The sequence below is a fragment of the Streptomyces sp. NPDC004051 genome (assembly GCF_053604275.1).
Window position 1 is genome coordinate 216,782 of the sequence record NZ_JBSGHG010000005.1, and the last position, 19,491, is coordinate 236,272.

The window sequence follows — 19,491 nt, forward strand, 5'->3', positions numbered from 1 at the left end:
GGTCAGCGCCGGCACGACGACCAGAGCGTGCCGCACCCCGCGTGGCACCTGCCCCAAGCCAAACCGACACCAAAGAACCAAACGCCCACTTAGCAACAAACAGGACGTCATGCGATGCTCACGCAAGCCCTCTCGAGGTACCCGGGCCGTGTGACGCGTCATACCCCGAGCACCACAAAAGGCCAGGTCGCGGGCTATGCGACCTGGCCTTTTCCGGAGCCCCCTGTCGGATTCGAACCGACGACCTACGCATTACAAGGGCCTGCAAGATCATCCCGGATGATGTCAGGCGGTGCCGCCGAATCCCGTTTCCGCTGTTCAGGGGGTTACACCCTTGATCATCGTGACGCCTGGTCCGCCCTGGTGCTACCCCTTCCGCTCACGCAGCGCTCACGCAAAGCGGGGCGCTCTACGAGCGCAGGGCGTGGGGTACGGGGACTGACACTCGCTCCAGTCGGGCATGTAATCGACCATGGACAAGATCACGCCCAGTTGGGCGGAATGCGTCGCGGAGACGGAACTCGGCAAGACGCTTCCCCTCCGGTGGGCACACAGCCGGGGAGTCGCGAGCCGGGCTACAGAGCTCGGGCGGCTCCTTGGCAAGGACGCCGACCTGCTCATCGCCGCCGCCACACTGCACGACGTCGGGTACGCACCTCGGCTGGCTGTGACCGGGTTCCACCCGCTGGACGGGGCAAGGTTCCTCCGTGACGAGCATGGGGCCGATGAGCGGCTGGTGCGGCTGGTCGCAAACCACTCTTTTGCCCTGTTGGAGGCCGAGGAGCGCGGATTGCGGGACGAGTTGGCGTCGGAGTTTCCGTTGCTGGAGGAACCGTTGCTGGTGGACGCCCTCGTGTACTGCGACATGACGACGACGCCCGACGGCGCCCAGACCAGTGCGCAGGACCGGGTCGCGGAGATCGTCGGCCGCTATGGCGCGGACAGCATGGTTGGGCGGTTCATCCGGCGGGCGGCACCGGAGATCTTCTCCTCGGTCGAGAGGATCGAGGCCGCGCTGGCGGCTCAGCCGAGGTAGGGGTAGGTGCCGGCGAGGTAGTCGCCGATCTGCTGGCGCATGCTGGGATGGATGTCGTACTGGTCCAGGTCGGTCGGCTGAACGAAGCGGACTCCGTCGGCTTCGTCGTTGACCGTGGGCGCTCCGCCGACGGGGCGACCGATGTAGGTGTTCTCGTACTGCTGGCGGATCTCGCCGTCGGTGTAGGCGACGATGTGGTTGGGGTTGGTGTAGACGCCGAGGAAGCCGGTGATCTCGGCGATGATGCCGGTCTCCTCCAGGCACTCGCGTACGGCGCACTCGGCCGCGGTTTCGCCGATGTCCTGGGCTCCGCCGGGGAGTGCCCACTGGCCGGTGTCGCGGCGGCGCTGGAGGAGGATGGCGCCGGCCTCGTCGACGACGAGCAGGTTGCTGGCCGGGATGAGGGTGTTCGCCTTCGGGGCGGCCGGGTCGTTGTAGTACTCAGTCCTGCCCATGGGCGGCGGTCCTCTCCGGGTCCGGTGTCCATGGCCGCGCGGCGGCCCAGACGGCGTCGAAGCTCTGAGCGTAGTTGTCGAACCACCCTGTGCCGTCTGCCCTCTTGAGGTGGAGCAGGGGGTTGGCGCTGGCCGGTTGTCCCCAGATGTGGGGATTGACGAGCAGGTTGTCGTCGTAGCGGAACATGGACGTGTAGAGCGTGGTGTCGTGGAGCCGTACGGTGCACCCGGCCTCCCCCAGCAGCGGGCGGTAGTACGTCAGCGAGGCGCGGATCTTGGCGGCGAGGGTGTCGCCAATTCCCTCCTCGCGGCCCCGGATGGAGACTGCCTGCCCGTCCGGGTCGCCGAAGCACAGGCGCACCCGCACTCCCTCGGTGGCACGTTCGGAGAGCATCTTGGCGACGTGGGGGTTGGACTGGGCGAAGAAGGTGCCGGAGAAGACGAGGACGCTGACCTCCTGCTGGGCCTCTCGCAACAGCGAGAGCCAGACGTCCCGGGGCACACTGGCCCGGTTCTGGTAGGTGCCGACCAGCTCGGTGCCTAACCCGTCCCGCGGTCGGCCGGAGCCCTTGGATGAGGCGGGCCAGAGGAAGGTCTCCTCCACGCGCAGGTGCAGCGCGACGCGGAAGCGGTGCCGGGCATGGGGAACCCGCCCGCCCAGCCACCGGCTCACCGTTTTGGGATCCACCTCGCAGACCTCGGCAAGAGAATCCGGCGAGACACCACGTTGGCCGAGCACAGTACGCAGTCGGTCGTTCACAGCAACCATCGAAGCGGTGCAGCGCATGATCGCGCAAGGACGTTTTGGGACGCAGCCGTTGAAGCGCAACCCCACCGACTGCCTACTCTGGCGCCATGGAGCTCATCGTCCTGTGGGACATCGACCACACCCTCATCGAGAACGCGGGGGTGAGCAAGGAGATCTACGCCGCTGCCTTCTCGGCCCTCTCGGGACGGGAGCCTACGGAGCCGGCGCGTACCGAGGGACGTACGGATCGACTGATCATGCGTGACATGTTCGTCCGCGACGGACTGCCCGTACCTGAGTGGCACTCCATCGAATCCGCGCTCGCCCAGGCGGGGGAAGCGCGGCTGGATGATCTGCGCAGGCGCGGCACGGCCTTGCCCGGCGTCCATGAGGCGCTGAAGGCCGCCTCTGTCAAGAGCGGTTGGGTCTCCTCCGTCCTGACCGGCAACATCGCCGCCAACGCCCGTGTGAAGCTGGCTGCGTTCGGCCTCGACTCGCTACTGGACCTGCCTGTGGGTGCCTACGGAGCTGACGCCGAGCTCCGCCCTGAGCTGGTCGCTGTCGCCCGCGAGCGCGTGCAGCGGCTTCGCGGCGTTCCGGCTGGCGTCCCCACCGTCCTGGTGGGGGACACTCCTCGTGACGTGGAAGCGGCCCTGACCACGGGCTCCGGGCTCGTCGCCGTCGCCTCCGGCATCCACAGGCCGGAGGAACTGACCGCCGCCGGCGCCGCTGACGTCCTGCCCGACCTGTCGGACACGAAGCGCGTTCTAGGCATCCTGGAGTCTTTCGCAGGTCACTGAAAACGTCCCAGGACGTCCTCGGGCCGTCCCTGAACGCGGTGACGAGGTCCCCAGGCAGAAAGCCACTATCAGGGCTCCCAACAGGCAGTCAGCCGAAGGAGCCGATGTGATCGGGGAAGTCACCGGGATCAGGAAGATCCGAATGCTGTACCTGCAGCTGCTCTACCGCTGCAACTTCACGTGCCTGCACTGCTTCCACGGCGAGCGGCTTCAGTACGCCGACGCCTTCACCGCCGAGGAAGCCGTCAGTCTCCTCACCCTGATGCGGGACGAGTACGGCACGCAGGCCGTCACCCTGCTCGGCGGAGAGCCGTTCGTCCACCGGGACCTCGCACAGGTGGTCCGCCACGCCAAGGAGGAGCTGGACCAGCGCGTCGAGATCTGCACCAACGGCTACCGGATCGAGCGACGTCTGACCGAGATCGCTCCGCACCTGGACCTGCTCCGGGTCTCGCTGGAGGGCATCGGATCGACCAACGACGGCATCCGCAGGCAGGGCAGTTACCGCAGCGCCCTCAACTCGCTCAGTCTCGCCCGGGACCTCGGCGTTCCGACGGGCGCGACCATGACCGTCACCTCGCGGAACATCGACGAGGTCCTCCCCCTCGCCGGCGTCCTGGCGCAGCTCGGGGTCCGGCAACTCAAGCTCCACCACCTGCGGGCGGTCGGCAACGCCGCCGACCACCCCGAACTGCTGGTCACCGCCGCCTCCGCCTACGGTCGGCTCCGCGAGGAGCTCGCGTCGGCCGACCTGCCCCTGGAGGTGATCGTCGACGAGGACCTGTCCGAGCACGGCGCCCCACAGGTCTGCGCACCATCTGGTGGGCCCCGCGAGATCGACCGGATCGAGGCCGATCCGCGCGGTGCGCTGACCATGTCCTGCAAGGCCGTGGGCAAGGACTCGCACGCCTTCTGGTACGAGAAGGCGACGGGACTCATCATCCACAAGCCCTCGGCCACGGATGAACTCGCCCTCGCGGTGCCGGACGTGGTGTACGCCCGTGCCTGATCACCCGCTCTTCGAGAGCCTGGAGGGCTTACGGGGCACCGGCAAGTCCACCCTGGCGCCGATGCTGGCTGCCGCCCGCCAGGCCGTCCTCGTCCCCACCGTCCCGGCCCTCTACCAGCCCCTCAGACACGCGGTGGACGAGCGGACGAACGTCGAGGCACGGATGTGCCTCTACCTCTCCGCACTGTTCACCGCGGCCGAGGAGATCCAGCAGCACCTAGACGCCGGCGTCCCGGTCGTCGTCGAGAGCTACTTCGCCCGGTGCCTCGCCAGCCACCGGGCCCTGGGCGCCCGGCTCGGTGTCACCCTGCCGAGCTGGCTGCCGCTACCCGTCACCTACCACCTCGTCTGCGCCGACGACGAACGGCAGCGCCGCCTCGCTGGGCGGAACAAGCCGGCCTCGTGGTGGGACGCACTGATCGAGACCGCTACGGACCGGGTGACGGACGCCTACGCCTCGTTCCCTATGCGTCGCATCGACACCACGGGGTGCAGCCCCGAAGAGGTCCTCCGTGTGATCACCGCCACCGATACGCAAGGAGCGCACTCCCATGCAGACACAGAGCCTGTGGGAGCACACCCTGACCTTCTTCCCCCAGTTCCTCGCCACACTGCGGGAACACGTCGCCCCTGACGCCACCGTCGCGGTCGTCGGCGCCAGCGACGGCAAGTTCGTCCTGCCCCTCGCCGCCACCGGCTACCACGTCGTCGCCATCGAGCGCGACGCGCTCGCCCTGCACGGAGGGGATGTCCGCCTCCCGGGTGACAGCCATGCACACGCGCTGGGCCTGATCGATCGACTGAAGCTCGAAGAACTCCGGGACCGCGTACAGGTCGTTGAGGACGACTTCCTCGACGGTGAGCCTCTGGGCCTGCAGTGTGAGGCGGTCTGGACGAGCTGCTCGTGGCACTACAGTGCCAACCACCACCGCCCGCTCGCCGAGTTCGTCGACCGCATGCAACGCCTGGTCCGCCCGGGCGGTGTGTTCGGCGCGGAGTTCATGATGCCCGTCGAAAGACGTCACCACATGACCGAGCACTACACCTCCCCCGAGCGCCTGCTCCCTCACTTCCTCGGCGACTGGGAGGTCCTGCTCACCCTGCGCACGAGCGAGTTCACCGAGCGACCCCATGTCGGCCGGCTGCACGACCACATCCACCGCATGGGCCTGCTCATGGCAGCCCGAACGTCCACTCTCACCGACCACTTCTGAGAGAAGAACCCATGAAGCACGAGTACGAGGCGAAGTTCCTGGCCGTCGACGCCGCCGGCCTCCAGATCAAGCTGACCGCCCTCGGCGCCGTCCAGGCGCTCCCCCGCACCCTCCTCACCCGCAAGATCTTCGAGAACGACTCCCTCGACGGCGGGGCCTGGGTCCGCCTGCGGGACGAGGGCACCCGCTCGACGCTCACGCTCAAGCAGGTCACCGACGCCACGACGATCGACGGCACCAAGGAGATCGAGACCGAGGTCACCGACCTGCACGCCATGGCCGACATCCTCCGTCGAGTCGGCCTCACCGAGGTCCGCTACCAGGAGAACTACCGCGAGGAGTGGCGCCTGGGCGAGGTCGCCTTCGACTTCGACACCTGGCCCGACCTGCCCACCTTCCTGGAGATCGAAGGGCCCGACGAGGCATCGGTCCGACGGGCCTCCGCGCTGCTGGACCTCGACTACTCCGAGGCCCGGTTCGGCAGCGTCGACGAGATCTACAAGAGCGAGACCGGCCGCGACATCCTCGCGGAGTCCACTCTCCTGTTCTCCGACGCCGAGAAGCAGGAGGACGCGTCCCCGACGACCCAGGGCCGTTGATCACGGAGGCGGACAAGCAATGCTGACGGAACTCGCCTTACAGCACAGGGTGATCCCCGGAATCGCCGAGTTCGCCCGCGGAGGACTGCCCACACCGGCAACCACCGACGACGGCAACGAATGGGTCGACGGATTCTGCTGGCTCTACTGCGGGCAGCGGTGGACGCGCGTCCTGTGGATCGGCCCCGCCAGAGTCGCCGGCGCCCAGGCGCCGATGTACGCGTGCGGCCCCTGCATCCGCGTGCTGGCGGAGAAGGCCCGGAAGAAGACCAAGCGCGCTGAGAGGACGCCGGCCGAGGACAGAAAGAAGGCCCGGCGGAAGAAGCACAGGAAGCAGGGCCGAGTCCTCCGCCGCTCACGCATCGCTCACGCAAGCCGTCCCACGGCACTCCGGCTGTGCGCCGCGTCACGCCCCGAGCACCACAAAAGGCCAGGTCGCGGGCTATGCGACCTGGCCTTTTCCGGAGCCCCCTGTCGGATTCGAACCGACGACCTACGCATTACAAGTGCGTTGCTCTGGCCATCTGAGCTAAGGAGGCGCCGCGCACGCGCGGAGCGCGCGAGGGCGGGTCCACTGTACACAGAGCGGCTTTCGCCGAGCCACGCACTTGAGGGCGGCGGGCCCGGTCCGCTCACTCCAGGCCGTACGCGAAGGTGTACGGCACCTTCGTCTCCCCGTGCCGGTAGGTGAACTCTCCGGTGCCGTGCAGTCCGGCCAGCTCGCCGGTGCCCGAGCCCTCGACGACCTCGAAGGAGCAGTGGACGGTCCCGTCGGGGTCGAAGCGCCCGCGCTCCTCGACGACGAAGGTGCCCTCGCGCCCGTCGAGGCGGCCGCGGACGAGTTCCATTCCGGCGAAGGAGCCGGTCGTGGCGGTCAGGTAGGAGACGGTGTAGTCGCAGGTCGTGGACTCGGCCTCGATGCCGCCGGCGAAGGCGTTGGTGACGGTGGCGTGGGCGAGCCGGGGGTGGGCGTCCTCCGGGCTCACGGGGACCTCCTTCCAGTCGGCGAAGGTGAAGTGGCCGGTGGTCCGGGTGGTGGGCGTGGGCATGGATGGTTCCCCTTCGATCGGGTCGTTCGGGCGTGCCGCCGGTGCGGACCGCTCTGCGGCGGCCCGGCGGGACCATCCTGGAGGCCGTACCTGACATCTCCTGTCAGGTACGGCCGGGGCGCGGGAGAATGCCTCCCGTGCGTGCCGACCGGCTTCTCTCCCTGCTCCTGCTGCTGCAGAACCGCGGTCTGATGACCGCCCCCGAACTCGCGGCGGAGCTGGAGGTGTCGGTGCGCACCGTGTACCGGGACGTCGAGGCGCTCGGCGCGGCCGGGGTGCCGGTCCGGGGTGAGCGCGGGCCGGAGGGCGGCTACCGCCTGATGGAGGGATACCGCACCCGGCTGACCGGGCTGACGGACGCGGAGGCCGGTTCGCTGTTCCTGGCCGGGCTGCCGGGGCCGGCCGGGGACCTGGGTCTGGGGGCCGTGCTGGCGAGTGCCCAGCTGAAGGTGGAGGCCGCTCTGCCGGGCGAGCTCGCGGAGCAGGCGCGGCGGGTGCGTGAGCGGTTCCACCTGGACGCCCCCGCCTGGTTCCGCGACGCGGACCCGGTGCCGCACCTGGAACGGGTCGCCGGGGCGGTGTGGGAGCGGCGGGTGCTGCGCACCCGTTACCGGCGCTGGCGGGGCGAGGTGCACCGGGAGGTCCGCCCCCTGGGGCTCGTGCTGAAGGGCGGCATCTGGTACCTCGTGGCGCTGGCCGAGGGCTCCCAGAACCCCGGGAACCCCGGGAACCCCGGGAACTCCGCGAACCCCGGGAACTCCGCGAACCCCGAGAGTCCCGAGAACTCCAAGAGCTCCGAGGCCCCCGAGGGCGTCGTGCGCACCTACCGGGTGTCGCGTTTCCAGGCGGTGGAGGAGACGGGCGAGGTGTTCACCCCTCCCGCCGGGTTCGCCCTCGCCGCGTACTGGGCGGAGTCCTCCCGGCGGCTGGAGGGGGCGCTGCGGCAGGGCACCGCGCGGCTGCGGCTCTCGCCCCGCGGGCAGAAGCTGCTGCCGATGCAGTTCGGGGCGGCGGGCGTCCGGGCGCTGCGGGAGGCGGGGCCGCCGGACGGCGCGGGACGGGTCGAGGTGGAGCTGTCCGTCGAGTCGGAGGCGGTCGCCGTCGGCGATCTGCTCCGGCTCGGCACCGAGGCGGAGGTGCTCGGTCCGCCGGGGCTGCGGCAGGCGGTCGCGGAGGCCGTGGCGGTGCTCGCCGAGCGCTACGCGGCCGGGCGGTGACACCGGCCGTCGAAGGTTTCCGCGAAGTTCACATGACCTCGGCTACTGACAGATCAGGTGAACGCGGGTACCGTCCTGTGCCAGTTCGCTTCCGTGGACTGCACCACTCGGAACCACAACGGAACATCCCGTCGTGGCACCGCCTTCCTACTCGGATCGTCCGGCACGTTCCTGCCGGTAGAAGGGGGCCCATTCACCATGGCCACTGTCACGTTCGACAAGGCGACCCGGATCTACCCCGGTTCGACCAAGCCCGCCGTGGACGCGCTCGAGATCGACATCGCCGACGGGGAGTTCCTCGTACTGGTCGGCCCGTCCGGCTGCGGCAAGTCCACCTCGCTCCGCATGCTCGCGGGGCTCGAGGACGTGAACGGCGGCGCCATCCGCATCGGCGACCGCGACGTCACGCACCTGCCGCCGAAGGACCGGGACATCGCCATGGTGTTCCAGAACTACGCCCTGTACCCGCACATGACGGTCGCCGACAACATGGGCTTCGCGCTCAAGATCGCCGGCGTCAACAAGGCGGAGATCCGGCAGAAGGTCGAGGAGGCCGCGAAGATCCTCGACCTGACGGAGTACCTGGACCGCAAGCCGAAGGCGCTCTCCGGTGGTCAGCGTCAGCGTGTCGCCATGGGCCGCGCCATCGTGCGTGAGCCGCAGGTGTTCCTCATGGACGAGCCGCTGTCCAACCTGGACGCCAAGCTCCGCGTCTCCACCCGCACGCAGATCGCGAGCCTGCAGCGCCGTCTCGGCATCACCACGGTGTACGTGACCCACGACCAGGTCGAGGCCCTCACCATGGGCGACCGGGTGGCGGTCCTCAAGGACGGTCTGCTCCAGCAGGTCGACACCCCGCGCAACATGTACGACAGGCCCGCCAACCTCTTCGTGGCCGGCTTCATCGGCTCCCCCGCGATGAACCTCGTCGAGGTGCCCATCACGGACGGCGGCGTGAAGTTCGGCAACTCGGTGGTGGCCGTGGACCGTGACGCGCTGGCCGCCGCCACCGACAAGACCGTCACCGTCGGCGTCCGCCCCGAGCACTTCGACGTGGCCGGTGCCGAGTCCGACCAGGGTCTCGCGGTCACCGTGAACGTGGTCGAGGAGCTGGGCTCCGACGCGTTCGTGTACGGCACCACCGAGGTCGGCGGCGAGTCCAAGGACCTCGTCGTCCGCGTCGGCGGCCGCAACGTGCCGGAAAAGGGCAGCACGCTGCACGTCGTGCCGCGGTCCGGTGAGACCCACGTGTTCTCGACGTCGTCCGGCGCGCGCCTGTCCGACTGACGGCCCCTCAGGGCCGTTGAGGTCCGTTGAGGGCCGTGACCGGATCGTCGCACCGCCCTGGGTGATTCACCCGACTTGGTGAAGAGGGCCCCGCAGACCGCTGCGGGGCCCTCTTCGGTGCGAGCGCGTTGTCGCGCGTTGCCGACGGACACCTCGACATTCGGTGCGTTTCGAGCAGCGTGCGTCAACGCGCTACCCAGAAAACGTGCCGCCCATGTCACCCGAACCAGTGACTGAATGTCTTCACGTCATCACTGGACGCTACCCTCACACGCGTGAAGCACTCCACTACGCCTCAGACGCGAAGCGGCCGGGGCCCTGCCCGCCGGGTCGGCCGCACCCTCGCCTTCGTCCTGCCCGTCGTCCTGGTGTTCTCCGGGACCCTCGCGGTCGCCCGGGTCAACTGGTCGGGGAGCCCTTCGAACCCGGTGCTCGCCGCCGCCGACACGGTCGCGCCCGGCGCGTCCTCGGGCGCCGCCGCGCGTGCCCCGCACGAGGTGCTGCGGGACACGCTCCTGCTCGAGTCGCAGAAGGAGAACCCGGGCGTCGCCCTCACCCACCTCCAGCAGGCGGTGAACGACCGCCCGTCGCTGGCGCGCCACTGCACGTCGATCGCGCGTGCGCTGGGCGAGGCGGCGGTCCGGAGGTACGGCCCCACCAAGGCCCAGTCCTTCGCCCGTCCGGTCTGCGACACCTCCTTCGCGTCGGGGGTGCTCACCGCTCACGGCTGAGCCCGTGCCAGGGCCCGCCGCCCCGGTCCGCGGGCCGGGCCCGCCGCCCGGCCCGCCCGGCTCGCTCGGCCCCCTCGGCTGCCACGTACAGTGCGCCCATGACCGATCCGAGCGCCGCGTCGCGGCCCGTGCAAGCCGTCGTCCTGGCCGGCGGCCAGGGTTCCCGGCTTCGTCCGTACACCGACGACCGGCCCAAGCCGATGGTCGAGATCCCCGGTACGGGGACCCCGATCATCGGCCATCAGCTCTCCTGGCTCGCCGAGGAGGGCGTCACGGACGTGGTGGTCTCCTGCGGCCATCTCGCCGAAGTGCTGCAGAAGTGGCTGGAGACCGCCGATCTGCCCCTCTCCGTCACCACCGTCGTCGAGACGGAGCCGCTCGGCCGCGGCGGCGGTCTGAAGTACGCCGCCGCCCGCCTCCCGCACCCGGACCGGCCCTGGTACGCCACGAACGGCGACATCTGGACCCGTTTCTCGCTGCGCGACATGGCCGACTTCCACACCGAGCGGGACGCCGTCGCGACCCTCGCCCTGGCCCGCCCGCGCCTCCCGTGGGGCGCCGTGCAGACCGACGGGTTCGGTCACATCACCGACTTCATCGAGGCCCCGCCGTCGACGGTCGAGATCAACGCGGGTGTGTACGTCTTCTCCCCCGGGTTCGCCGACCTGCTGCCGGAGCGCGGCGACCACGAGCGTACGACGTTCCCGCGGCTGGCCCGTGAGCGCAGGCTGGCCGGGTTCCCGATCCCGCAGGGCTCCTACTGGCGGGCGATCGACACCGCGAAGGACCTGACCGAGGCGGCGAGGGAACTGGCCGCCCAGAAACGCTGACCCGCCGTCCGTACGACGAGGGGCCCCGCACGGTGACGTCGTGCGGGGCCCCTCGTCGTGCAGGGGGCGGGCGGACTACCCCAGGAGGCCGCCCACGAGCCGGCCGGGCTCCTCGGGGGACGGGGCCTCGTCCGCGCCGCCGTCGCTCGGGGTGCCGCCGTCGCCGCCCGTGGTGCCGCCGCCGGAGGTGGGGCCGGAGCTGGTGCTCGGGGCCTGGTCGACCGGGGAGGACTGCTGGGGCGGGGCCTCACCGGTGGTGCCCCGGGTCTGGCTGGGCGCGCCGGTGACGGCGCCGCCGGTGTCCCGGGTCGCGCCGGGGCCGGTGGTGCCGACGGTGCCGGCGGACGGGTCGGGCGTTCCGGAGGAGGCGCTCCGGCTGGGCGTGGTGGAGGCGGACGGGGTCCCCTGCCTGCTCTTGCCGGGCTTCTCCGGGAGCGGGGAGCCGGGCAGTTCGTTGCGCGGGGCCTCGCCGGGCCCGGGGACGACCACGCGGTCGGAGTCGCGCACGGCGCCGCCGAGCAGCGAGCCGACGAGCAGGGTGAGCCCGCAGACGACGACGGTGATCAGGGCGCCGCGGCGCAGGACGTAGCGGCGCAGGTCCCACAGGGCGGAACGGGGGCCGAGACGGCGCCAGGCGCGGGCGGCGAGGCGGCCGTCGACGGAGTAGACGGGGGCGCCGGCGATGACCAGCGGGGACCAGGCGGCGAGGTAGATGATGTCGGGCGCGTCGTAGGCGGGGGCGCTCTTCCAGCTGACGGTGACCAGCAGTGCGGCGGAGAGCACGGCGCCGACGACGGCGGCGACGCGCTGCCAGCAGCCGAGGACGGTCAGGACGCCTACGATGACCTGGAGGAAGGCGATGACGAGTCCGGCGCCGACGGGGTGCTCGAGGGCGAACTGCTGGAGCGGCCGGGCGACTTCCCAGGGGTGCAGGGTGTTCAGCCACGTCACCATGGAGCCGCGTTCGCCGCCGTCGAAGTAGACGGGGTCGCAGAGTTTGCCCATGCCGGCGTAGATGGAGATGAAGCCGAGGAAGACGCGCAGCGGGAGCAGGACGACGCCAAGGTTCATCCGGCGGCCGGGATAGTAGGCGTGCCGGGCCGGGTCGTCGCTCTGGCGCCTGGCCCGGCGGCCGCCGGATCTCCGGTCGGCGGCCCGGCGGCCGTCGGTGTCCTCGAACTCGTCGGTGAACTCGTCGGCGCCGCGGCCCTGTTCGTCGTAGGGCCGGTCGTCGTAGCCGTACCCGCCGGGGCCGTGCTCGCCGGGGCCGTGCTCGCCGGGGCCGTGCTCGCCGGGGCCGTGCTCGCCGGGGCCGTGCTCGTCGTAGCCGTAGTCCCCGTAGCCGCCGTAGCCCGGTTCGTCGTAGACGCTGCCGACGGGGCGCATGGGGGGCAGCAGGGGCGGTGCTCCGCCGTGGGTCCGCTGGGGGCCGATGACGGGCACTTCGATGGGCTGGGTGGCGGCCGGGTCGTCGGCGTAGCCGTACGCCTCGCCGCCGTACCCCTCGCCGGCGCGGGGGACGACCCGGGTCGCTCCGGCGTCGGCGAGCGGTTCCTCGGGGTGCCGGACGCCTTCGTGGCGCACGGCCTGGAGGAGCCGGTGCGCGCCGGTGTCGTCGGGGGCGGAGCGACCGCTCCAGACGACGGGGCGCCGCCGGGGCGCGGCCCCGCCCGGGGCACCCATGGTGGTGACGACGGGGATACGGGGCGCGCCCTGGGCGACGCTGAACTGCCGTGCGATCCGCGGGGACCGGGCGCGTCGCGTCGAGGCGCCCAACTGCACGCGGAAACTGGCGTGATTGACGATGACCTGCGCCGGATCGCTCGGCACCTTCACCATGCTCAGCGCGGGAGCGTCGTCGAGTCCCGACGAGCGGCCCCCCGTGGGTGTGCGGGGTGTTCTGGTGTCCACACTCATCTAACCGAGTGACGTGGTCATAGGACACTGCCTTGACGCGCCGGATGTGTCCGGACCCCGTCAAGCTCGTCCGGACCACCCGGAACACCCCGTGTGGGTGATGGTGCCGAACGCCCGTTCAGGCCCGGCGGCGTGCCGCCTCGTACAGGACGACTCCCGCCGCCACACCGGCGTTGAGCGATTCGGCGCCGCCCGGCATCGGGATCCGCACCCGGACGTCGCAGGTCTCGCCGACCAGTCGGGACAGTCCCTTGCCCTCGCTGCCGACGACGATCACGACCGGACCCGCCAGCGCGTCCAGTTCGCCGACCTCGGCCTCCCCGTCGGCGGCCAGCCCGACGACCGTGATCCCCGCCTTCTTGTACGCCTCCAGGGCGCGCGTCAGGTTGGTGGCGCGGGCGACGGGCGTACGGGCGGCCGTACCGGCGGACGTCTTCCAGGCGCCGGCGGTCATCCCGGCGGCCCGCCGCTCGGGGACGACGACGCCGTGACCGCCGAAGGCGGAGACCGAGCGGACGACGGCGCCCAGGTTGCGCGGGTCGGTGACTCCGTCGAGGGCGACGATCAGCGGGTCCTGACCCTCGTCGTGGGCGCCCGCGACCAGGTCCTCCGGGTGCGCGTACTCGTACGGCGGGACCTGGAGGACCAGGCCCTGGTGGTTCAGCCCGTTGGTCATCCGGTCGAGTTCGGGGCGGGGGGCCTCCATGAGGTTGATGCCGCCGCGATCGGCCGCGAGCTGGAGCGCCTCGCGCACCCGCTCGTCGTTGTCGATGAACTGCTGGACGTACAGCGTGGAGGCGGGCACGCCCTCGCGCAGCGCCTCGACGACGGGGTTGCGTCCGACGACGAGTTCGGAGGTCGAGCGGCCGCCGCCGCGCCGCTGCTGGGGGCGTCCGGCGGCGCGGCGCGCCTTCGCCTGGGCGGCGCGCTGCTTGGCGTGCCCCTTGCGCATCTCGGCGGGGGGCGTGGGCCCCTTGCCCTCCAGGCCCCGGCGCCGCTGGCCGCCGCTGCCGACCTGCGCGCCCTTCTTGCCGGACATGCGGCGGTTGTTCGCGGCCATGATGTACCCGTCTCCGTGAAGTCGTCCGTGCGTGCCTGCGTACGGGCTCGTGTACGTCCGTCCGCGGGCACCCACGCGTGCGTGTGTGCTACGTCTGTGAAGTGTGCCGCCCGAAGGCCCGGACGGCACAACCCGATCTTGAGGAACCCGGGGAACCCGGAGGTTCCGGCAGGTGCCTCACCCGCCTCAGCGCGGGCCGAGGCTCCAGCGCGGTCCCTGCGGGCCGTCCTCGATGACCAGCCCGGACTGGCCGAGCTGGTCCCGGATGGCGTCCGCGGTGGCCCAGTCCTTGCGGGCGCGGGCGGCCTCGCGCTGGTCGAGGACCATGCGGACGAGGGTGTCCACGACGCCGTTCAGCTCCTCGCCGCGGTCGCCGTCGCCGGCCCAGTGCGGGTCGAGGGGGTCCAGGCCGAGGACCGCGAGCATGGCGCGCACCTCGGCGAGGCGGGCCACGGCCGCTTCCTTGTCGTCGGCGGCCAGCGCACTGTTGCCCTGCCGGACGGTGGTGTGCACCACCGCCAGGGCCTGCGGCACGCCGAGGTCGTCGTCCATGGCCTCGGCGAAGGCGGGCGGCACCTCGGCGGCCGGCTCGACGGCGCCGGGCGTGCCGGTCAGCTCGCCCACCCGCTGGATGAAGCCCTCGATCCGCGCGAACGCGGACTCGGCCTCACGCAGGGCGTCCTCGCTGTACTCGATCATCGAGCGGTAGTGCGGGGTGCCGAGGTAGTAGCGGAGCACGATGGGCCGCCAGCGCTTGACCATCTCGGAGACCAGGACGCTGTTGCCGAGCGACTTCGACATCTTCTCGCCGCTCATGGTGACCCAGGCGTTGTGCACCCAGTACCGGGCGAACTCGTCGCCGTAGGCCTTGGCCTGGGCGATCTCGTTCTCGTGGTGCGGGAAGATCAGGTCGAGGCCGCCGCCGTGGATGTCGAAGGCGGTGCCGAGGTACTTGTGGGCCATCGCCGAGCACTCCAGGTGCCAGCCGGGACGCCCGCGGCCCCACGGCGTCTCCCAGCTCGGCTCGCCGGGCTTGGCCGCCTTCCACATGGCGAAGTCGCGCGGGTCGCGCTTGCCGGTCTCGCCCTCGCCGGACGGCTGGAGCAGGTTCTCGAGCTCCTGGTTGGACAGTTCCAGGTACGCGGGGAACGAGGTGACGGCGAAGTAGACGTTGCCGTCGGCCTCGTAGGCGTGGCCGCGCTCGATGAGACCGCGCATCATCTCGACCATCTCGGTGATGTGGCCGGTGGCGCGCGGCTCGTAGGTCGGGGGGAGGCAGCCGAGGACCTGGTAGCCGTCGGTGAAGGCGCGCTCGTTCTCGTAGCCGATGGACCACCAGGGGCGGTTCTGCTCCGCGGACTTCGCGATGATCTTGTCGTCGATGTCCGTGACGTTGCGGATGAACGTCACCTCCAGGCCGCGGTACTCGAACCAGCGGCGCATGATGTCGAAGTTCAGCCCCGAGCGGATGTGCCCGATGTGGGGTGCCGCCTGCACGGTGGCACCGCACAGGTAGATCGAGACACATCCCGGCCGGAGCGGGGTGAAGTCACGGATCTGCCGGGCGTTGGTGTCGTACAGGCGAATGGTCACCCCTCCAGGGTAGTCGGCCCGGAGCGGTGCCCCGCGCCCCTTCACCGGCCCGTGTCGTCAGCCGGTGTGGACGACGAGGGCGGTGGCGACGGCCATCAGCCCCTCGCCGCGGCCGGGGAACCCGAGTCCGTCGGTGGTGGCGCCGGAGACCGACACCGGTGCGCCGGCGGCCTCGCTGAGGATCTTCTGGGCCTCGCCCCGGCGCTTGCCGATCTTGGGCCGGTCCCCCACGACCTGCACCGCGACGTTGCCGATCCGGAAGCCTGCCGCCCGTACGATCCGCGCCGCCTCGGTCAGCAGGGTCACACCGGAGGCGCCGGACCACTCGGGCCGCCCGGTGCCGAAGTGCTGCCCCAGGTCACCGAGACCGGCGGCGGAGAACAGGGCGTTGCAGGCGGCGTGGGCCACGACGTCGGCGTCGGAGTGCCCGGCGAGTCCGGGGCCCTGGCCCTCCCACTTGAGGCCGGCGCACCACAGCTCCCGGCCGTCCTCGAAGGCGTGGATGTCGGTGCCGATGCCGACCCGCGGGAGCACCGGCAGGGGCTCGGGGGGCGGCTGGCCGGCCGACGCGAGGACCGACTCGGAGTCCGGCTCGGAGGCCAGGGGTTCAGAAGCCATCGTTGAGCCTCCTGCGGGCCAGGACCGCCTCCGCGAGGACGAGGTCCAGGGGGCGGGTCACCTTGAAGGCCTCCTCGTGGCCGGGGACCGTGACGACGGTCCGGCCGAGCTGCTCGACCATGCTCGCGTCGTCGGTGACGTCGTCGGTCACCGTCTCGTGCGCGTGCACCAGGGTGGCCCGGTCGAAGCCCTGCGGGGTCTGCACGGCGCGCAGCAGGGACCGGTCGGGGGTGGCGACCACGGGCTCCGGCTCGCCGGGGGCGGCGGCCGGCTCGACCTGCTTGACGGTGTCGGCGAGCGGCAGCGCCGGGACCACGGCGGGGGCGCCGTCGCGGACGGCCGCGACGACGGCGTCCACGGTGTCCACGGGCACCAGCGGGCGGGCCGCGTCGTGCACCAGGACGATGTCGAAGCCGGGCGGCAGGGCGTCGAGGCCGAGCTTCACCGACTCCTGGCGGGTCTCCCCGCCGGGGACGACGACGAAGTCGGTGCGGTCGGGCAGCGCGTACGCGTCGAGCAGCGTCTTGACCTCCGCGGCCCCCTCGGGCGGGGCCACGACGACGACCAGGGAGACGGCGCGGGAGGCGGCCATCGCGCGGACCGCGTGGATGAGCATGGGCGTGCCGCCCAGCGCGCGGAGCGCCTTGGGGGCTCCCGGCCCGAGGCGCACACCCCGGCCGGCGGCCGGAATCACGGCCGCCGTACGGGCGGTCGTACGGCCGGCCTCGGGGTTCGGCACCGGCGGAGGGAGGGGCTCGTCAGACATCGGTTCCTGTCAGGTTGGTGTGCTCGGCCCGGGGAGTTTGACGACAGGGCCTGGGTGGGTATGGCCTGGGCGTAGCCCCTGCTCCCGGAGTGGGGGGAGTGCCGGGCGTACCGCCTCGACCAGCCCCTTCCGTGACTCTGGTCGGGCCCATCGCCCGGACCCGCATGCCAGGGGCGGGGACACGTGCGGTGACACTTTCCCGGCGCGGCACATGGACCGGGAGGCACCGCGGGGTGCGGCGCCGGGGTGTGCGGGGCGTACGGAGCGGGTGTGCACGGCGCAGGGGTGCGGCGTGCGGATCGGCTGCGGGGTACGGGCGCTTCCCGGGTACGGACATGCCGCAGCGCCCGGCGACGTCACATCCGTCATCGGGCACCGCGGCAGTTCGACGCACTTCGATGTACGTACTGGCGACGTGCAGCTCCGCCTGCTTCGTCCGTCTCGCCCTACGAGGCGAGAACCTCGTCGAGGAGAGCTTCGGCCTTGTCCTCGTTGGTCTTCTCCGCGAGGGCGAGCTCGCTGACCAGAATCTGGCGCGCCTTGGCGAGCATGCGCTTCTCACCGGCGGAGAGTCCGCGCTCACGCTCACGACGCCACAGGTCACGCACGACTTCCGCGACCTTGATGACATCGCCCGAGGCGAGCTTCTCCAGGTTCGCCTTGTAACGACGGGACCAGTTCGTGGGCTCCTCGGCGTACGGTGCGCGCAGCACCTCGAAGACCCGGTCCAACCCGTCCTGACCGACCACATCACGTACGCCGACGAACTCCGCATTGTCCGCTGGCACACGCACCGTCAGGTCACCCTGGGCGACCTTCAGCACCAAGTAGGTCTTGTCCACGCCTTTGATCTGGCGAGTTTCGATAGCCTCGATCAGCGCGGCCCCGTGATGGGGATAGACCACGGTGTCGCCAACCTTGAACGTCATGTGACAGGTACCCCTTCCGTGGCTATCCAGGGTAACACGGATACGGCGTGTTCTGAATGACGTTTTCGCAGGTCAGGGCCATTCTCGGGGCTTGACAACAGCATCGGGAACGTGCTGCGACCACTGAGCGGAAGCACGTATTCGCAGGTCGGAGGGGCCCTTCGGGGCGAGCGAAACGCGTACGGTACACGCATCCGGAGGCCTTCGCGAGGGTCGAAACATCCCCATATGTCCACCCCCAAGCGCTCGAGTTCCGCTACTCCGTTCGGTGTGCACGACAGGGTTCCGGCCGAATCCGGAATTGATCACACGCCCTCCGGGAGGAGCGGCCGGTGATCAATTCTCGGACCGCCCCGGCATTTCCCGGTCCGCCGCCGCATTCCTTCACGGAAATACGCGCCTCGCCGAGAAGGCACCGCGGACGACCCCAGCCGCACTTATGTGAATGTCGGAGCAGCGCGCGACCGAAGTAACCGGCGAGTCACTTACTCGAGTCATCCACGACGCCGCTCGCCGAGCGCCTGCCGCGTCACCTGCCGAGCCGCCTGCCGAGGCGTCTGCCGGGGCGTCTGCCGAATCGCCGACAGCCGTCGTCGGCGAAGGGCCGTCCCCGAGTCGTCCACGTCCCCTCGGACGCCCGCGGAAACGGCCGGTGATCGAGTGACGTCCGCGGTCCGCGCGCGCCTTCCGGGGGAACGGCGGGCCTCGCGGGGAGGGTCGGGTGCGGGCTCGCGGAAACGGCTCGATAGCCTGTGGCCGCTGACAGACACTTAAAGGCGGCCGACCGGTCGCCGCCGCTCGCTCGAGTCAAGGAGTTGCCGCCGCCGTGAGCAGCAGCCTTCGACGCGGCGCCATCGCCGCCGCCGCCATCGCGTTCTCAGTCGCCTCGCTCTCCGCGTGCACATCTGGCAACAACGCCCAGTCCCTGCAGATCCAGCCGGACAACGCCGCGACGACCGTGGGCGACATCAAGGTCCAGAACGCCATCGTGGTCACCCAGCCGGACCGCGAGTCCACGGGCCCGGCCGTCGTCGCCGCGACCCTGTTCAACGAGGGCCGCACCGACCAGACGCTGGAGTCGATCACCCTCCCCGGCACCGGCAAGACCGTCGACCTCACCCCCGCCGAGGGCGGCAGCCTGACCGTCCCGGCCGGCGGCTCGCTCATCATCGGCGGCCCGGGCAACGCCTCCGCCGTCCTGCCCAGCAGCCGTGAGGCCGTCCAGGACGGCAACGCGCAGCCGGTCACGTTCACCTTCAGCAAGACCGGTGACGTGAGCCTGCGTGCGCTCGTCCACCCGGCCGAGAGCTTCTTCAGCGAGTGGGGCCCGAGCGAGATCCCGGCCGCGCCCGGCGCCCCGGCGGAGTCGTCGGCGGAGCCGTCCGACAAGCCCTCCGACGACGCCTCGGGCACGCCGAGCGATTCCGCGACCGAGGGCTCCGAGGCCTCGGAGTCGGCGGGCACCCCGTCCGACGCGGCCTCGGCCAGCCAGCCGGCCGGCAACTGAGCACGGCGGCACAGGACGGTACGACGGTGGGCGGGATCCCTGCGCAGGGATCCCGCCACATCGCCCGCTCCGGTGTCGCCACCGAGGGCAAGGGCGAGAAGGCCGCCGGCGAGCCCCACGCCCAGT

General features: G+C 71.1%; 20 protein-coding genes and 1 tRNA gene. 11 read left to right on the top strand and 10 right to left on the bottom strand.

Annotation, left to right across the window (positions count from 1 at the left end; genetic code table 11):
* The first annotated feature begins 472 nt into the window (after positions 1–472).
* The gene (locus ACWEQO_RS09270; RefSeq protein ID WP_452980691.1) at positions 473–1,036 is read left to right on the top strand and encodes an HD domain-containing protein; all 564 of its coding nucleotides are present in this window, start codon (positions 473–475) and stop codon (positions 1,034–1,036) included.
* On the opposite strand, the gene ACWEQO_RS09275 is transcribed toward ACWEQO_RS09270, so the two are convergent.
* Both ACWEQO_RS09275 and ACWEQO_RS09280 read right to left on the bottom strand, forming a co-directional pair.
* On the bottom strand, positions 1,024–1,491 hold the full coding sequence (locus ACWEQO_RS09275; protein ID WP_452980694.1) for an NUDIX hydrolase: 468 nt from the start codon (positions 1,489–1,491) through the stop codon (positions 1,024–1,026). The genes ACWEQO_RS09270 and ACWEQO_RS09275 overlap by 13 nt on opposite strands.
* Positions 1,478–2,251: an XRE family transcriptional regulator gene (locus tag ACWEQO_RS09280; RefSeq protein WP_452980697.1), complete on the bottom strand. Its 774-nt coding sequence runs from the start codon at positions 2,249–2,251 to the stop codon at positions 1,478–1,480. Before ACWEQO_RS09280 ends, ACWEQO_RS09275 begins: the two co-directional genes overlap by 14 nt.
* 95 nt (positions 2,252–2,346) lie before the next feature.
* On the opposite strand from ACWEQO_RS09280, the gene ACWEQO_RS09285 reads away from it, so the two are divergent.
* The 5 genes from ACWEQO_RS09285 to ACWEQO_RS09305 all read left to right on the top strand — a co-directional run bounded on the left by ACWEQO_RS09285 (position 2,347) and on the right by ACWEQO_RS09305 (position 5,861).
* Positions 2,347–3,039, top strand: coding sequence for an HAD family hydrolase (locus ACWEQO_RS09285; protein WP_452980700.1), 693 nt, complete (start codon positions 2,347–2,349; stop codon positions 3,037–3,039).
* Positions 3,040–3,145: 106 nt separating this feature from the next.
* Complete coding sequence (locus ACWEQO_RS09290; protein WP_452980703.1) at positions 3,146–4,048, top strand: radical SAM protein; 903 nt, start codon at positions 3,146–3,148, stop codon at positions 4,046–4,048.
* Positions 4,041–4,682, top strand: coding sequence for an AAA family ATPase (locus tag ACWEQO_RS09295; RefSeq protein ID WP_452980706.1), 642 nt, complete (start codon positions 4,041–4,043; stop codon positions 4,680–4,682). The genes ACWEQO_RS09290 and ACWEQO_RS09295 overlap by 8 nt, the downstream gene beginning before the upstream one ends.
* The gene (locus tag ACWEQO_RS09300) at positions 4,600–5,262 is read left to right on the top strand and encodes a class I SAM-dependent methyltransferase (protein ID WP_452980709.1); all 663 of its coding nucleotides are present in this window, start codon (positions 4,600–4,602) and stop codon (positions 5,260–5,262) included. The genes ACWEQO_RS09295 and ACWEQO_RS09300 overlap by 83 nt, the downstream gene beginning before the upstream one ends.
* Before the next feature lie 11 nt (positions 5,263–5,273).
* Positions 5,274–5,861 (top strand): class IV adenylate cyclase, encoded by a 588-nt coding sequence (locus tag ACWEQO_RS09305; protein ID WP_452980712.1) that lies wholly within the window; start codon positions 5,274–5,276, stop codon positions 5,859–5,861.
* Positions 5,862–6,326: 465 nt separating this feature from the next.
* Here ACWEQO_RS09305 and ACWEQO_RS09310 read toward each other — a convergent pair.
* Positions 6,327–6,400: transfer RNA gene (locus ACWEQO_RS09310), tRNA-Thr, on the bottom strand.
* A 93-nt stretch (positions 6,401–6,493) separates the two neighbouring features.
* Entirely contained in the window at positions 6,494–6,910 is a 417-nt protein-coding gene (locus ACWEQO_RS09315; RefSeq protein WP_452980715.1) for a DUF3224 domain-containing protein, read from the bottom strand.
* 128 nt (positions 6,911–7,038) lie between these two features.
* Between ACWEQO_RS09315 and ACWEQO_RS09320 the strand changes: the two genes are divergently transcribed.
* From ACWEQO_RS09320 to ACWEQO_RS09335, 4 genes are all read left to right on the top strand, one after another.
* On the top strand, positions 7,039–8,127 hold the full coding sequence (locus ACWEQO_RS09320; RefSeq protein ID WP_452980718.1) for a helix-turn-helix transcriptional regulator: 1,089 nt from the start codon (positions 7,039–7,041) through the stop codon (positions 8,125–8,127).
* Positions 8,128–8,325: 198 nt separating this feature from the next.
* Positions 8,326–9,414, top strand: coding sequence for an ABC transporter ATP-binding protein (locus ACWEQO_RS09325; RefSeq protein ID WP_361451029.1), 1,089 nt, complete (start codon positions 8,326–8,328; stop codon positions 9,412–9,414).
* Between the two features lie 275 nt (positions 9,415–9,689).
* A complete protein-coding gene (locus ACWEQO_RS09330; RefSeq protein ID WP_452980722.1) occupies positions 9,690–10,145 on the top strand; it encodes a hypothetical protein in 456 nt (151 codons plus the stop codon).
* Between the two features lie 98 nt (positions 10,146–10,243).
* Positions 10,244–10,975 carry a nucleotidyltransferase family protein gene (locus ACWEQO_RS09335; RefSeq protein ID WP_361451023.1) on the top strand — a complete coding sequence of 244 codons (732 nt, stop codon included), beginning with the start codon at positions 10,244–10,246 and terminating at the stop codon, positions 10,973–10,975.
* 75 nt (positions 10,976–11,050) lie between these two features.
* Here ACWEQO_RS09335 and ACWEQO_RS09340 read toward each other — a convergent pair whose 3' ends face one another.
* The 6 genes from ACWEQO_RS09340 to ACWEQO_RS09365 all read right to left on the bottom strand — a co-directional run bounded on the left by ACWEQO_RS09340 (position 11,051) and on the right by ACWEQO_RS09365 (position 17,858).
* A complete protein-coding gene (locus ACWEQO_RS09340) occupies positions 11,051–12,892 on the bottom strand; it encodes a DoxX family membrane protein (RefSeq protein ID WP_452980726.1) in 1,842 nt (613 codons plus the stop codon).
* A gap of 118 nt (positions 12,893–13,010) precedes the next feature.
* Positions 13,011–13,952 (bottom strand): 23S rRNA (guanosine(2251)-2'-O)-methyltransferase RlmB, encoded by a 942-nt coding sequence (rlmB, locus tag ACWEQO_RS09345; protein WP_452980729.1) that lies wholly within the window; start codon positions 13,950–13,952, stop codon positions 13,011–13,013.
* Positions 13,953–14,138: 186 nt separating this feature from the next.
* Entirely contained in the window at positions 14,139–15,545 is a 1,407-nt protein-coding gene (cysS, locus tag ACWEQO_RS09350; protein WP_361451014.1) for a cysteine--tRNA ligase, read from the bottom strand.
* A gap of 57 nt (positions 15,546–15,602) precedes the next feature.
* The gene (ispF, locus tag ACWEQO_RS09355) at positions 15,603–16,163 is read right to left on the bottom strand and encodes a 2-C-methyl-D-erythritol 2,4-cyclodiphosphate synthase (RefSeq protein ID WP_452980733.1); all 561 of its coding nucleotides are present in this window, start codon (positions 16,161–16,163) and stop codon (positions 15,603–15,605) included.
* Complete coding sequence (gene ispD / locus ACWEQO_RS09360; protein WP_452980736.1) at positions 16,153–16,929, bottom strand: 2-C-methyl-D-erythritol 4-phosphate cytidylyltransferase; 777 nt, start codon at positions 16,927–16,929, stop codon at positions 16,153–16,155. The genes ispF and ispD overlap by 11 nt, the downstream gene beginning before the upstream one ends.
* Positions 16,930–17,375: 446 nt before the next feature.
* Positions 17,376–17,858, bottom strand: a complete 483-nt coding sequence (locus ACWEQO_RS09365) for a CarD family transcriptional regulator (RefSeq protein WP_042168913.1) — start codon at positions 17,856–17,858, stop codon at positions 17,376–17,378.
* 826 nt (positions 17,859–18,684) lie between these two features.
* Between ACWEQO_RS09365 and ACWEQO_RS09370 the strand changes: the two genes are divergently transcribed.
* On the top strand, positions 18,685–19,365 hold the full coding sequence (locus ACWEQO_RS09370) for a copper chaperone PCu(A)C (protein WP_361451005.1): 681 nt from the start codon (positions 18,685–18,687) through the stop codon (positions 19,363–19,365).
* Positions 19,366–19,491 lie beyond the last annotated feature (126 nt).